The sequence below is a fragment of the Massilia sp. genome (assembly GCF_046293535.1).
Taxonomy (GTDB): domain Bacteria; phylum Pseudomonadota; class Gammaproteobacteria; order Burkholderiales; family Burkholderiaceae_D; genus Telluria.
The window spans coordinates 42597-56579 of record NZ_JBKBOV010000019.1 but is presented as its reverse complement, the minus strand read 5'-3'; the positions used below and the strand labels follow the sequence as shown (position 1 = coordinate 56579).

The window sequence follows — 13983 nt, the reverse complement described above, 5'->3', positions numbered from 1 at the left end:
CTCCCTTTGGTGTGGATGTCAGCGGACTTCGAGGCGCCCGTCGCGCAGCTTCAGGCGGTGGATGCCGGGCAGCCCGATCAGGTCGCGGTCGTGGCAGGCCATCACCACGCTGCTGCCCTGCTCGAGCAGGGTCGGAATCAGGCTGATGACCTGCTCGCGCGCCGGGCCGTCGAGGTTGGCCGTGGGTTCGTCGAGCAGCAGCAGGCGCGGCTGCAGCACCCGGGCCCGGGCCAGGGCCACGCGCTGCTTCTCGCCGCCGGACAGGCGGCTCGGGTCGGTGTCGCGCAGGTGGGCCACGCCGGCCCAGGCCATCGCTTCCTCGACCAGCGGCGCCGCGCTGCGCCGGCTCGCGCCGCGCGCCAGCAGGCCGTAGGCGATGTTGTGGGCCACGCTGGTGGAGAACATGATCGGGTGCTGGTGCACGAACACGATGGCGCGCCGCAGCGCTTGCGGATAAGGGTGCAGCGGCATGTCGCGGCCGTCGAACTCCACCGTGCAGGCATCGCAGCGTTCCAGGCCGGCGAGCGTGCGCAGCAGCGTCGACTTGCCGGCCCCGTTCACGCCGGTCAGCACGTAGGCCGTCGCCGCTTCGATGGCCAGGGTGTCGATCTCGAACAGGGTGCGCTCGCCGTGACGCTTGCGCAGCCCGTGCAAGCTGAGCAGCGTGGTCACCAGCGTCCTCCCGCCGTATGGGCCTCGCCCTGCAGCAGCACCAGCGCGCCGTTCATCAGGAGCGCCAGCGACACCAGCACGATGCCCAGCGCAATGCCTTGCGCGAACTCGCCCTTGCTGGTCTCGAGCGCGATGGCGGTGGTGATGGTGCGGGTCTGCCCTTCGATGTTCCCGCCCACCATCAGGGCGCAGCCGACTTCCGAGATCACGCGGCCGAAGCCGCTGATGACGGCGGCCATGACGCCGTAGCGCGCCTCGTGCAGCACGGTGAGCATCACGCGCCAGCGCGAGGCCCCGTGCGCGATCGCGGTTTCGGCATAGCGCGGATCCGCCGCCTGCACCGCCGCCAGCGTAAAGGCCAGCAGCACCGGCAGCCCGATCACCATCTGGCCGAGGATCACGCCTTCCTGGGTGAACAGCCATTCAAGGCCGCCCATTGGGCCGCGCCGCGACAGCAGCAGGTAGAGCAGCAGGCCGATCAGGACGGTGGGCAGCGACAGCGCGGCCTGGGCCAGCCAGATGGCGATGCGCCGTCCCGGGAAGCGGTGCATGGCGATGACGTAGCCGAGGAAGACCGCCGGCGGCGCCGCCAGCAGCAGCCCGAGCAGGCTGGTCTTGAGCGAGACCCAGACGATGCGCCACAGCGCTTCGTCGCCGCTGAACAGCAGGGCAAAAGCGTGCGTTGTTGCGTCCAGCAGGGACATCAGGCCGGCCGTGGGCTATGGAAGGGGGCGTTCAGCGGTTCCAGCAGGTCGGGCTCGAACACCAGGCGCTCGTGCCCGGCCAGCAGCAGGAAGTGCTTGCCGGAGCAGCGCGCCAGCAGCGACATGCCGACCTGCTCGGCCACCATATGGCCCATCTGGGTGGTGCCGGAACGCGACAGCAGGAAGGGAATGCCCATCTGGGCGCCCTTGATCACCATCTCGGAGGTCAGGCGCCCGGTGGTATAGAACACCTTGTCGCCGCCCTCCAGGCCGTCGAGCCACATCAGGCCGGCGATGGCGTCCACCGCATTGTGGCGGCCGACGTCCTCGACGAAGTACAGCAGTTCGCCCTCGCGCGAGAACAGCGCGCAGCCGTGCACCGAGCCGGCCTGCTTGTAGACCGACTGCTGGGTGCGGATGGTCTCGACGATGCGGTAGACGACCGACTGCGGCAGGCGCGCGTCGGGCGGCAGCGCGATTTGATCGACCTCGTCCATCAGCCCGCCGAACACCGAGCCCTGTCCGCAGCCGGTGGTGACGACCTTCTTCGCGGTGCGCTCCTCGATATCAAGAATGCCGTTGCGGGTGACGACCGCCACCGCATCGACCGACCAGTCGACCTGGATCGAGACGATGTCTTCCAGCGCGCGCACCAGGCGCTGGTTGCGCAGGTAGCCGAGCGTGAGCGCTTCGGGCGCCCCGCCCAGGGTCATCAGGGTGACGATCTCGCGCTTGTCCACGTACACGGTGAGCGGGCGCTCGGCGGGAATGTGGATGTTCGAAGCGCGGCCGCGTTCGTCCAGGGCCGTGACCTCGTGCGTCAGGCTGGCGCGCGCCTCGGATAGCTCGGGACGGTAGCGCGCGGCCGGGAATGGGTCTGGGCAGTTCATGTTGCCAATTGTGCCATGCCTTCGAGGATTTGGCCGCCACCGTAGCTTCCCTGCGGCGCGACTTCCCCGCCGGGCGTGACCCTGATGGCACAATACTTGAACTCCGGAATCTTTCCGAAGGGGTCGAGTGCTGCGTTCGTCAAGCGGTTGATCGCCGCTTCGTAATAACAGAAGGGCACGAAGATCGCCCCTACCGGCGAACTGTCGTCGGCCCGCGCGTACAACACCACTTCGCCGCGGCGCGAGGCGATCGTGATGGCCTGGCCCGGCTGGAGTCCCATGCGTTCGAGGTCGAGCGGATGCACCAGCGCCACCGGATCGGGCTCGATCGCGTCCAGCACCGTGGCGCGCCGCGTCATGCTGCCGGTATGCCAGTGCTCGAGCTGGCGGCCCGTGATCAGGACCATCGGGTAGTCGGCATCGGGGCGCTCGTCGGCCGGGATGATGTCGGCGGGCACGAAGCGCGCCCTGCCGCCCTCGCGCGGGAACAGTTCGGTGAACACCACCGGCTGGCCGACGTCGCCCTCGTTCATGCAGGGGTAGACCACCGCGCCGTTGCGCTCCAGGCGCTCCCAGGTGATGCCGCCGATGCTGGCCATGGTGCGGCGCATCTCGTCGAACACGTCCGCCACGCTTCCGTAGTTCCAGTCCAGGCCGAGCTGCTGTGCCATCTGCTGGATGATCCAGAGGTCCTGCTTCGCCTGCCCCGGCGGATCGATCGCCTGGCGGCCCAGCTGGACCAGGCGGTCGGTATTGGTGAAGGTGCCGGTCTTTTCCGGGAAGGCGGAGGCTGGGAGGATCACGTCGGCGAGATAGGCGGTCTCGGTCAGGAAGATGTCCTGCACCACCAGGTGTTCCAGGGCCGCCAGCGCGGCGCGCGCATGGTTCGCATCCGGGTCGGACATGGCCGGGTTCTCGCCCATGATGTACATGCCGCGGATCTGGCCGCTTTGAATTGCGTCCATGATCTCGACCACGGTCAGGCCCGGCTTGGGGTCGAGCGTGGCGCCCCAGGCCTGCTCGAACTTCGCGCGCGCGGCCGGGTTGTCCACGCGCTGGTAGTCCGGCAGCATCATCGGGATGAGACCGGCGTCGGAAGCGCCCTGCACGTTGTTCTGGCCGCGCAGCGGATGCAGGCCGGTGCCGGGCCGGCCGATCTGGCCCGTCATCAGGGACAGCGCAATCAGGCAGCGCGCGTTGTCCGTGCCGTGCACGTGCTGCGACACGCCCATGCCCCACAGGATCATCGAGCCTCGCGAAGTGGCGTACAGGCGCGCTACGTAGCGGATGGTGTCGGCATCGATGCCGCAGATCGGCGCCATCGCTTCCGGGCTGTATTCGGCCACGTTGGCTTCCAGCTCGGCGTAGCCGATGGTGCGGCTCTCGATGAAGCCTGTGTCGACCAGGCCTTCGGTGACGATCACGTGCATCATCGCGTTGAGCAGCGCGACGTCGGTATCCGGCTTGAACTGCAGGTAGCGGTGCGCATGGCGCGCCAGCTCCGAACGGCGCGGGTCCATCACGACGAGCTTGGCGCCGGCCTTGACCGCGTTCTTGATCCAGGTCGCGGCCACCGGGTGGTTCACGGTCGGGTTGGCGCCGATGACGACGATGACTTCGGCACGCGTCACGTCCATCACCGGGTTCGACACCGCGCCCGAACCGATGCCTTCCAGCAGGGCCGACACCGAGGAGGCATGGCACAGGCGGGTGCAATGGTCGACGTTGTTCGTGCCAAAGCCGGTGCGCACCAGCTTCTGGAACAGATAGGCTTCCTCGTTGCTGCCCTTGGCCGAACCGAAGCCGGCCAGGGCTGCGCCGCCGCGGGCATCCCGGATGCCGGCCAGCTTGCCGCCGGCAAGCTGGAGGGCCTCTTCCCAGCTCGCCTCGCGGAACACGTCCATGACGCGGTCCGGGTCCATCGTGAAGTCGCCCGACTTGGGCACGCCTTGGCGGCGGATCAGGGGGGTGGTCAGGCGGTGCGGATGGTGCGCGTAGTCGAAACCGTAGCGCCCCTTGACGCACAGGCGCCCCTGGTTGGCCGGCCCCTGGCGTCCTTCGACGTAGAGAATCTTGTTGTCCTTGACGTTGTAGGTCAGCTGGCATCCGACGCCGCAATACGGGCAGACCGAATCGACCTGCTTGTCGGGGATGTGCAGGGCCGCTTCGCGCGCCGGCATCAGCGCGCCGGTCGGGCAGGCCTGCACGCACTCGCCGCAGGCCACGCAGGTGGACGCGCCCATCGGGTCGTCCTGGTCGAACACGATCTTGCTGTCCTGGCCGCGGAAGGCCAGGCCGATCACGTCGTTGACCTGCTCGTCGCGGCAGGCGCGCACGCAGCGCGTGCACTGGATGCACGCGTCCAGGTTGACGCTGATCGCGGCGTGGGTCCGGTCGGCCTGCGGCTGGCGGCGCGTCGGTGCGAAGCGCGGCTTGCCGACGCCGAGCTTGCCGGCCCAGACATCGACTTCGTTCTTGCGGGTGTACTCGGCCTCGGGCATGTCGGCCTGCAGCAATTCCAGCACCATTTTCTGGGCGGCCAGCGCACGCGGGCTGTCGGTGCTCACCTTCATGCCGGGCGCCGGGTTGCGGCAGCACGACGGCGCCAGCACGCGCTCGCCGTCGATCTCGACCATGCAGGAACGGCAGTTGCCGACGGACGCCAATCCTTCCTTGTAGCACAGGCGCGGCACCTCGATGCCCTCGCGGGCGGCGACCTCGATCAGGGTCTCGTGCGGCAACGCCTGGACCGGGCGGCCGTTGAGTTCGAAGGAAACGGTAGGGATGGGAGCGTTCATGATGGGGCCAGCTCGTGGGGGAAGTAGTTGATCACGCAGTCGATCGGGTTCGGCGCCGCCTGGCCCAGGCCGCAGATGGAGGCGTCGCGCATCACTTGCGACAGTTCGCCCAGCAGCCCGGTATCCCATTGCGGCTGGCGGATCAGCTCGAGGGCCTTGGCGGTGCCGTTGCGGCAGGGCGTGCACTGGCCGCAGGACTCGTCCTTGAAGAAGGCCAGGGTATTGCGCGCGGCGCTTACTGCGCTGTCCCGGTTCGACAGCACCACCACCGCGGCCGATCCGATGAAGCAGCCGTAGGGCTGCAGGGTGTCGAAGTCGAGCGGGATGTCGCCCATGGAAGCCGGCAGGATGCCGCCCGAGGCGCCGCCCGGCAGGTAGGCATAGAAGCTGTGGCCGTCCTGCATGCCGCCGCAGTATTCGTCGATGAGTTCCCTGATCGTGATGCCGGCCGGCGCCAGCTTCACGCCCGGTTCGCGCACCCGGCCCGAGACCGAGAAGGAGCGCAAGCCGCGCCGGCCATTGCGGCCGTGGCCGGCGAACCACTCGCCGCCGCGCTCGAGGATCTCGCGTACCCAGTGCAGCGACTCGAAATTGTGTTCCAGCGTCGGGCGCCCGAACAGGCCGACCTGGGCCACGTAGGGCGGGCGCAGGCGCGGCATGCCGCGCTTGCCTTCGATCGATTCGATCATCGCCGATTCTTCGCCGCAGATATAGGCGCCGGCGCCGCGGCGCAGGAAGATGGACGGCATGCCCGGCACCGGCGGATCGAGACGCAGCTTGTCCAGCTCCGCCTCCAGCATGGCGCGGCAGCCGTGGTATTCGTCGCGCAGGTAGATGTAGATGGCTTCGATGCCGACCGCCCAGGCGGCGACCAGGGCGCCTTCCAGGAAGCGGTGCGGGTCGCGTTCGAGGTAGACGCGGTCCTTGAAGGTGCCGGGCTCGCCTTCATCGATGTTGATGGCCATCAGGCGCGGGCCAGGCTCGGAACGTACGATGCGCCACTTGCGGCCCAGCGGGAAGCCGGCGCCGCCCAGACCGCGCAGGCCGGACGCTTCCAACGTCTGGATGACCTGTTCCACATCGTGCTGGCCGGCCACGCAATTGCGCAGCAGCGCGTAACCGCCGGCTTCGCGATAGGCTGCGTAATCGAGGTAGGCACCGATCGTCTCGACCGTTTCACCCGCACTGACCCTGGCCAGCACGGTTTCAAGGCTTGCATGCGGCACCGCGCGTTGCCCTACCACCGCCACCGGCGCCTGCTCGCAGCGGCCCACGCACGGCGCCTCGAGCACCCGCACTTCCCGCCCCAGCAGCGCCGGCATCCTGTCCAGCAGTTCGCGCGCCCCCGCCATCTCGCAGGACAGCCCCGCGCAGACGCGTACCGTCAGCGCGGCGGGCGCCTCCTGGCCCTCCTTTACCACGTCGAAATGGTGATAGAAGGTGGCAACCTCATAGACCTCGGCCTGCGCCAGGCGCATCTCCTGCGCCAGCGCGGCCAGGTGATGACTGCCCAGGCAGCCGAAATGGTCCTGGATCTTGTGCAGGTGCTCGATGAGCAGGTCGCGCTGGCGCGACTCGCTGCCCAGCAGCGCCTGGACCTCGGCCAGCGCCTGTGGGTCGACGCGGCGGCCCTTGGGCGCTTCGCGCTTGCGCTGGCGGCTGGCGCCTGCTACGGCGATCGGGATGACAGGATGGTTCATGATGGGTCCCAGTGGGGATTCGTTGGGTGATAGGTAAATGGTACTGCAAGGCGTGGACGGCACGGCCGTCCACGCCCGCCGGCTTACTGGAACAGCACCACCGCCTTCTGCAGCGTGATCCACACGCCGATCAGGAGCGGAATGCCGACCGCCGCCCAGGCGAAGGTGGCCAGCGCCGGGTTGGTGGCGCCGACGGCGATCGCGCCGCCGCGTACGCCGCTCGACGCGTTCAGGTCGCGTTCCTGCGCCAGCTTCTTCTCCGCCGCCAGCTCGGCATCGGTCATGAAGTGCTTGTCGTCCAGCGGGCGGATCATCGAGTTCAGCACGATGCCGACGACCACCAGGCCAGCGAGCACATACATGGTCACGTCGTAGGCCTGGGCCTTGGGCACGCCATGGGCGATCTGGTACTCGCGGATGTAGTTGATCAGGATCGGACCGAGCACGCCCGCGGCAGCCCAGGCCGTGAGCAGGCGGCCGTGGATGGCGCCGACCATCTGGGTGCCGAACAGGTCGGCCAGGTAGGCCGGCACGGTCGCGAACCCGCCGCCGTACATCGACAGGATGATGCAGATGAAGCCGACGAACAGCGCCAGCTGGCCGTTATGCGCCATCGAAGGAATCGAGGCGTACAGGACGAAGCCGAGGATCAGGAACACGAAATAGGTCGCCTTGCGCCCGATGTAGTCGGAGCACGATGCCCAGGCGAAGCGGCCGCCGATGTTAAACAGGGACAGCAGGCCGGTAAAGCCGGCGGCGATGGCCGCGATCTGGCCTTTCTGCGCGGCGTCGAGCTCGTTGAAGCCGGCGTCGACGCCGATCAGGCGCCCACCGAACACCTCCTGCAAGAGTGGCGAAGCCATGCCCAGGATCCCGATGCCCGCCGAGACGTTCAGGAACAGCACGCCCCAGATCAGCCAGAATTGCGGGATGCCCCAGACGCGGCTGGCGTGCACGTGGCGCGCCGTGATCATCGTCGTGGCGGCTTTCGCCGGCGGGGTCCAGCCCTCCGGTTTCCAGCCGTTGGCAGGCACGCGGTAGGTCAGCGCGCCGGCGACCATGAACACGAAATAGATCGCGGCGAGGGCCAGGAAGGTCTCCCACACGCCGACCGAGGTCGGGGTGGCGAAGTACTTCATCAGCTTGTCGGCCAGCGGCGCGCCGATCATGGCGCCGCCGCCGAAGCCCATGATCGCCATGCCGGTCGCCATGCCGCGCCGGTCGGGGAACCACTTGATCAGGGTCGAGACCGGCGAGATGTAGCCGAGGCCCAGCCCGATGCCGCCGATGACGCCCGAGCCGATCCACATCAGCCAGATCTGGTGCGTGTAGACGCCGATGCTTGATATCACCAGGCCGCCGCACCAGCACAGCGCCGACACCAGGCCCGCCTTGCGCGGCCCCGCATGCTCGAGCCAGCCGCCGAACAGCCATGCAGCCAGGCCGAGGAACACGAAGAACAGGGTGTACATCCAGCCCAGCATCGAGATCTGCCAGTCGCAGGTGGTGGCGAAGATCTGCTGCATGAAGCTCATCTCGGCCGGGCAGACGACCGATTCGGTGATGCCGATCGCTTTCGACAGCGGCAGCCAGAACACCGAAAAGCCATAGGCCATGCCGATGCACAGGTGAATCGCGAGCGCCGCCGGCGGTACCAGCCAGCGGTTGAAACCCGGCCCTGCGATGGTGTGTTCCTTGTCAAGAAAACCTAGTCCAGCCATGTCCCCTCCAATTGTTTTAAGTATTGAAATATGCTTTAAAAAGCATATTAATCTGTCATTTTTTATTGTTTTGTGGAGCGTATCATGATGTTTTTAGGCAAGAAATAGGCTATTTTTAGCATATGCTTACCGTTCACATCCGCCCGCACTGGGAGATCAGCGTCAAGGGCGAACCGCCGCTCGACACCGCCGACCTGCTCGGCCTGCTGTTGTCGATCCAGGACACCGGTTCGATCGCCCAGGCCGCCAAATCAGTCAAGCTGTCCTACCGCTATGCCTGGGGTTTGCTGCGCACGGCCGAGACCCTGTTCGGCGAACAGCTGCTGCAGACCGGGCGCGGACGCGGTACCCAGCTCACGCCGCTGGCGCAGAAACTGGTGTGGGCCGACCGCCGTATCGCCGCGCGCCTGTCGCCCACGCTGCAAAGCCTGGCCTCGGAACTGGAAGCGGAACTGGTGCGCATCACCGCCAGCCGCACCCGGGCGCTGCGCATGGACGCCAGCCACGGCTTCGCGGTAGCGGCGCTGCTGGGCTGCATCGACCGCGGCGCCCTGCCACTCGACTCGCGCTACCGCACCAGCACCGATGCGGTGGTGGCGCTGGCGCGGCGCGAGTGCGACCTGGCCGGTTTCCACGTCCCGCTCGGGCGCTTCCAGGCGCCGACGGCAAGCTGGTACCTGCGCTGGCTCGATCCGGAACAGCATTGCCTGGTGCGCGTCGCGGGCCGCCACCCGGGCCTTAGCGCGGCCCGCGGCAATCCGCTCGGCCTGCGCACGCTGGCCGACCTGGCGCGCCCCGGCGTGCGCTTCGTGAACCGCCAGGCCGGTTCCGGCACCCGCATGCTGCTCGAGATGATGCTGGCCGCCGACGGTCCGCCCCCCGATGCCATCCAGGGTTTCAACAACGCCGAGTTCACCCATTCCGCGGTGGCGGCCTACATCGCCAGCGGCATGGCCGATGCGGGCATCGGCATGCGCGCCGCCAGCGCCCAGTTCAAGCTCGACTTCACGCCGCTGGTGAACGAGGTGTATTACTTCGCGGTGCGCCGCGACGCCCTCGAGGAGCCTGCCATGCGCCAGTTGCTGGAGCTGATGCGTACGCCGGCCTACCACAAGCTGGTGGCCGCCCTGCCCGGCTACGATGCGCGCGGCACGGGTGAAATGGTGGAGATCGCGGACGCCTTCGCGCTGCCGGCCTGAATGGCGGTATCGCCGGCTTGCCCTTGCATGCGCGAGCAGGTATAAAGCAGGCCGCATGATCGATCCTTCCCTCCTCCCTGCGCGCATCGGCGACATCCTGCGGCGCCACCCTGCCGGCGCACCCGCCCTGGTCGAGAACGGCCGTGCCTGGACCTATGGAGAGCTGCGGCTTGAAGTCGAGCGCCACGCCGCCCGGCTGCGCGAACTGGGCGTGCGCCCGGGCGACCGTGTCATGCTGGTCAGCGAGAACAGCGTGGCGCAGGTGGCCCTGATCTTCGCGATCGCGAGCATCGACGCCTGGAGCGTGACGGTCAACGCGCGCCTGAGCGAAGGCGAGCTGGCCGCGATCCGCGCGCATTGCAGCCCGCGCTGCGTGCTCAGCGCCACGGACCAGGGCGTGACGGCGGGCGTGCCGGATACGGCTGCCGTTCCGGAAGCCGTACGGCGCGATGGCGCCCAGGTGGCGGCGCTGGTCTACACCACCGGCACCACCGGCCGGCCCAAGGGCGTCATGCTGACCCATGCCAACCTGCTGTTCGTCGCCGCCACCTCGAGCGCCCTGCGCGGCCTGCTCCCGAGCGACCAGGCCAGCGGCGTGCTGCCGATCTCGCACGTGTACGGCCTCAGTTCGGTGATGCTGGGCACCCTGTACGCCGGCGCCTGCCTGCGCCTGATGCCGCGTTTCTCAAGCGAGGCGCTGCTGGCGCAGATCCGGGCAGGCGAGCTCAGCATCGTGCAGGGCGTCCCGGCGATGTACGCACGCCTGCTGGCGCTCACGGGGGGCGAGCCGGCCGAATTTCCTCTGCATTCGCGCCTGCGCTTCTGCTACGCCGGCGGCGCGCCGCTCGACCCGGCGCTCAAGCGCGAGGTCGAGCGCGTGTTCGGGCTGCCCCTGCACAACGGTTATGGCCTCACCGAAAGCGGCCCGACCGTCTCCCAGACCCGCCTGGACGCTCCGCGCGGCGACACCTCGGTGGGTCACCCGATCCCCGGAGTCGACGTGCGCATCGACGCGGCGACGGGCGAACTGTGGGTGCGCGGACCGAACGTGATGGCGGGCTACTACCGCGACCCGCAGCAAACGGCGGCCACCCTGCGTCCCGGCGGCTGGCTGGCCACCGGCGACCTCGCCACGCTGGGCGAAGACGGCGCGCTGTTCATCGCCGGGCGCCTGAAGGAACTCATCATCCGCTCCGGGTTCAATGTCTATCCGCTGGAAGTGGAAACGGCGCTCAACAGCCATCCGGAGGTGCTGCAGTCGGCGGTGGTCGGCCGGCCGCTTGCCGGCGGCGAGGAAGAGGTGGTGGCGTTTGTCGAAGCGTCGGGCATGGTCGACGCGGCCGCGCTGCAGGACTGGCTCCGAAGCCGCCTGGCGCCCTACAAGCGTCCCGCGCGCATCGTGTTCATGGATGCGCTGCCGGCCGCGCCGAGCGGCAAGATACTGAAGAGCAGGCTTGCGTAGGAAGCTTCAGCGGCGCCGCTTCTTCCAGTTATAGTCCGGCCCCGTCACGTCCACGCCCGGATGGCCGACCAGGTCCGGATGCTCCGAGGACATCGTGATGAAGCGCACGCCTTCCCCTTCGCGCTGGCGCTTGCGCAGCAGCTCCATGTGCTGCATCGCCTCCACCATGTCCGCGGTTGCGAACAGCTGCTGGTGCGGCGTGCACCTGTCTCCTTCGACGATTGTCCAGTACACCATGTACATCGCGGTCTCCTTGTATAGCCATATTGTCGCCGCTCCAGGCCGCGTGCGGCGCACCGGTCGGCATCATTTCGATGCCCTCAGAAATTTCTAGTTAGCAGAAGTTAGGCTTAGAAAATAGGAATTTGCATGCAAATGTAGGACTGGTCCGAAATGTCCTTTTTATGTGGGCTACTTCACACAACTCGTCGCACGTGGCAATTAGGCTGGAGCCTGTCTTCACAAAATAGCGGGTCAGAACATGAACACACCCATGCATCACCAGCCGGAACACGTCCCCGAGCTCGAGCTCTGGGGTGGACTCGAATGCACGGTCAACCGTGTGCGCGACAACTACTTCAGCCAGATGGAGCGCAACGGCCACGCAGAACGCCTGCAGGACATCGACCGCTTCGCCTCCCTCGGCATCAAGGCCATCCGCTATCCGGTGCTGTGGGAACGCACCGCGCCCGACGGCATCGAGTCCGCCGACTGGTCATGGTCCGACGAACGCCTGCCGGCCCTGCAGCAGCTGGGCGTCACCCCCATCGTCGGCCTGCTTCACCATGGCAGCGGACCACGCGACACCAGCCTGGTCGATCCCGCCTTCCCCGAAAAGCTCGCCGAGTACGCCGGCGCGGTAGCCCGCCGCTACCCCTGGGCCGAATACTACACCCCGGTCAACGAACCCTTGACCACGGCGCGCTTTTCCGGTCTGGCAGGCGTGTGGTACCCACACGGCAGCGACGAATCCACCTTCATCCGCGCCCTGATCCACGAGTGCCGCGCCACCGTGCTGGCGATGCGCGCGATCCGCGCGGTCAACCCGGAGGCCAAGCTGGTCGCCACCGACGACCTGTCGAAGACCTACGGCACGCCCGAGATGCAGGAAGTGGTCAGCTTCTTCAACGACCGCCGCTGGCTCGGCTGGGACCTGCTGTGCGGCATGGTGGACCAGAACCACGCGCTGTGGAACTACCTGCTCGAGTCCAACGCCAGCGAGGAAGAACTGCTCTGGTTCCGCGACAACCCCTGCCCGCCCGACATCATCGGCGTCAACTATTACGCGACCAGCGAGCGCTGGCTCGACCACCGTCCGGAGCGCTACCCGGAGGACCGGCGCCACGTCTACCGCGGCATCCCGCACGCCGACATCGAGACGCCGCGCGCGCTGGCCACCCCCACGCCCGGCATCGCGCCGCTGCTCATGGAGACCTGGGAGCGCTACGGCCTGCCGATCGCCATCACCGAGGCGCACATCGACGCCAACCGCGAAGACCAGATGCGCTGGCTGCTCGAGATCTGGAACGCGGCGCGCAGCGCCCGCCAGCAGGGCGCCGACGTGCGCGCGGTGACGGTCTGGGCCCTGCTCGGGTCCTACGACTGGAACTGCCTGGTCACCGAGTGCCGCGGCTACTACGAGCCGGGCCCGTTCGACGTGCGCGGCGGCGAGCCGCGCCCGACGGCGGTGGCCACCCTGATGCGCGAGCTGTCCAGCGGACGTCCGCTGACCAACCCGGTGCTGCAGGGCGAAGGCTGGTGGCGCCGCCCGGGCCGCTTCTTCTGCAAGCCGGTGGCGACCCGCACCGCGGTGGCCGACATCGCGGTCCGCAGCCAGTTCAAGTCGAGCGTGGTGCAGCCGATCCTGATCACCGGCGCCACCGGCACCCTGGGCTCGGCCTATGCCCGCATCTGCAAGAACCGCAACCTCGCCTTCCACGTGCTGACGCGCCAGGAGATGGACATCACCGATCCGGCCTCGGTGGAAGCCGCGATTGGGCGCTACAAGCCGTGGGCGATCATCAATGCGGGCGGCTACGTGCGCGTGGACGAGGCCGAGGGCGATCTTGAACGCTGCATGCGCGAGAACACGCTGGGGCCGACCATCCTGGCGCTGGCCTGCATCCGCCACCAGCTGCGCTTCATGACCTTCTCGACCGACCTGGTCTTCGACGGCACCAAGGGCGCGCCCTACGTCGAATCGGACGCCCTCAATCCGCTCGGCGTGTACGGCCGCAGCAAGATGGAGGCCGAGCAGCGCGTGCTGGACGCCGACCCGCAGGCCCTGGTGATCCGCACCAGCGCCTTCTTCGGGCCCTGGGACCGGCACAACTTCGTCACGCTGGCGCTCAATGCGCTGGAGGCCGGCCAGCCCTTCCAGGCGGCGGGCGACATGGTGGTCTCGCCGACCTACGTGCCGGACCTGGTCAACGTCTCGCTCGACCTGCTGATCGACCGCGAACGCGGCGTCTGGCACCTGACCAATGCCGAGGCGCTCAGCTGGGCCGAGCTGGCCAAGCGCGCCTGCGAGGCGGCGGGAGTCGATCACGGCAGACTGGAAGTCGTGTCGAGCGAGAGCTGCGGCCACCTCGCGCGCCGGCCCGAATACAGCGCGCTGTCGAGCGAGCGGGCGCTGATGCTGCCGTCGCTGGACGACGCGCTGCGCCGCTATGTGGAAGCGATGCAGGACCGGGCGCATGGCCGCGATGCGGAAGTGCCGGGGGAAGCGGCGCATTACGCCAGCTGACTTCAAAAAACAACTTGGGTCCCGGCCTTTGCCGGGACGACGGTCTTCAGGCAGCAGGTCGAAACAATGTTATGGCCTGCATCTTCAGCAC

General features: G+C 68.0%; 10 protein-coding genes. 3 read left to right on the top strand and 7 right to left on the bottom strand.

Going from position 1 to position 13983, the window contains the following annotated elements:
• Nucleotides 1-18: 18 nt before the first annotated feature.
• From ACK4S9_RS12150 to ACK4S9_RS12125, 6 genes are all read right to left on the bottom strand, one after another.
• Nucleotides 19-672 carry an energy-coupling factor ABC transporter ATP-binding protein gene (locus tag ACK4S9_RS12150; RefSeq protein WP_409725895.1) on the bottom strand — a complete coding sequence of 218 codons (654 nt, stop codon included), beginning with the start codon at nucleotides 670-672 and terminating at the stop codon, nucleotides 19-21.
• On the bottom strand, nucleotides 669-1376 hold the full coding sequence (locus tag ACK4S9_RS12145) for an ABC transporter permease (RefSeq protein ID WP_409725893.1): 708 nt from the start codon (nucleotides 1374-1376) through the stop codon (nucleotides 669-671). The genes ACK4S9_RS12150 and ACK4S9_RS12145 overlap by 4 nt, the downstream gene beginning before the upstream one ends.
• A complete protein-coding gene (locus ACK4S9_RS12140; RefSeq protein WP_409725891.1) occupies nucleotides 1376-2266 on the bottom strand; it encodes a formate dehydrogenase accessory sulfurtransferase FdhD in 891 nt (296 codons plus the stop codon). The genes ACK4S9_RS12145 and ACK4S9_RS12140 overlap by 1 nt, the downstream gene beginning before the upstream one ends.
• Complete coding sequence (gene fdhF / locus ACK4S9_RS12135; protein ID WP_409725889.1) at nucleotides 2263-5064, bottom strand: formate dehydrogenase subunit alpha; 2802 nt, start codon at nucleotides 5062-5064, stop codon at nucleotides 2263-2265. Before fdhF ends, ACK4S9_RS12140 begins: the two co-directional genes overlap by 4 nt.
• The gene (locus tag ACK4S9_RS12130) at nucleotides 5061-6764 is read right to left on the bottom strand and encodes an NAD(P)H-dependent oxidoreductase subunit E (protein ID WP_409725887.1); all 1704 of its coding nucleotides are present in this window, start codon (nucleotides 6762-6764) and stop codon (nucleotides 5061-5063) included. The genes fdhF and ACK4S9_RS12130 overlap by 4 nt, the downstream gene beginning before the upstream one ends.
• Before the next feature lie 83 nt (nucleotides 6765-6847).
• Nucleotides 6848-8485, bottom strand: coding sequence for an OFA family MFS transporter (locus ACK4S9_RS12125; RefSeq protein ID WP_409725885.1), 1638 nt, complete (start codon nucleotides 8483-8485; stop codon nucleotides 6848-6850).
• A gap of 122 nt (nucleotides 8486-8607) precedes the next feature.
• On the opposite strand from ACK4S9_RS12125, the gene ACK4S9_RS12120 reads away from it, so the two are divergent.
• On the top strand, nucleotides 8608-9684 hold the full coding sequence (locus ACK4S9_RS12120) for a substrate-binding domain-containing protein (protein WP_409725883.1): 1077 nt from the start codon (nucleotides 8608-8610) through the stop codon (nucleotides 9682-9684).
• Between the two features lie 55 nt (nucleotides 9685-9739).
• The gene (locus ACK4S9_RS12115; RefSeq protein WP_409725881.1) at nucleotides 9740-11146 is read left to right on the top strand and encodes a class I adenylate-forming enzyme family protein; all 1407 of its coding nucleotides are present in this window, start codon (nucleotides 9740-9742) and stop codon (nucleotides 11144-11146) included.
• Nucleotides 11147-11152: 6 nt separating this feature from the next.
• On the opposite strand, the gene ACK4S9_RS12110 is transcribed toward ACK4S9_RS12115, so the two are convergent.
• Nucleotides 11153-11383 carry a hypothetical protein gene (locus tag ACK4S9_RS12110; protein WP_409725879.1) on the bottom strand — a complete coding sequence of 77 codons (231 nt, stop codon included), beginning with the start codon at nucleotides 11381-11383 and terminating at the stop codon, nucleotides 11153-11155.
• Between the two features lie 244 nt (nucleotides 11384-11627).
• On the opposite strand from ACK4S9_RS12110, the gene ACK4S9_RS12105 reads away from it, so the two are divergent.
• Nucleotides 11628-13892: a family 1 glycosylhydrolase gene (locus ACK4S9_RS12105; protein WP_409725877.1), complete on the top strand. Its 2265-nt coding sequence runs from the start codon at nucleotides 11628-11630 to the stop codon at nucleotides 13890-13892.
• Nucleotides 13893-13983 lie beyond the last annotated feature (91 nt).

What these genes read in the sequence shown, in the direction of transcription:
- ACK4S9_RS12115 (WP_409725881.1), top strand. Translation starts at nt 9,740, where the DNA reads ATGATCGATCCTTCCCTCCTCCCTGCGCGCATCGGCGACATCCTGCGG.
- ACK4S9_RS12120 (WP_409725883.1), top strand. Translation starts at nt 8,608, where the DNA reads ATGCTTACCGTTCACATCCGCCCGCACTGGGAGATCAGCGTCAAGGGC.
- ACK4S9_RS12110 (WP_409725879.1), bottom strand. Translation starts at nt 11,383, where the DNA reads ATGGTGTACTGGACAATCGTCGAAGGAGACAGGTGCACGCCGCACCAG.
- ACK4S9_RS12125 (WP_409725885.1), bottom strand. Translation starts at nt 8,485, where the DNA reads ATGGCTGGACTAGGTTTTCTTGACAAGGAACACACCATCGCAGGGCCG.
- ACK4S9_RS12130 (WP_409725887.1), bottom strand. Translation starts at nt 6,764, where the DNA reads ATGAACCATCCTGTCATCCCGATCGCCGTAGCAGGCGCCAGCCGCCAG.
- ACK4S9_RS12140 (WP_409725891.1), bottom strand. Translation starts at nt 2,266, where the DNA reads ATGAACTGCCCAGACCCATTCCCGGCCGCGCGCTACCGTCCCGAGCTA.
- ACK4S9_RS12145 (WP_409725893.1), bottom strand. Translation starts at nt 1,376, where the DNA reads ATGTCCCTGCTGGACGCAACAACGCACGCTTTTGCCCTGCTGTTCAGC.
- ACK4S9_RS12105 (WP_409725877.1), top strand. Translation starts at nt 11,628, where the DNA reads ATGAACACACCCATGCATCACCAGCCGGAACACGTCCCCGAGCTCGAG.
- fdhF (WP_409725889.1), bottom strand. Translation starts at nt 5,064, where the DNA reads ATGAACGCTCCCATCCCTACCGTTTCCTTCGAACTCAACGGCCGCCCG.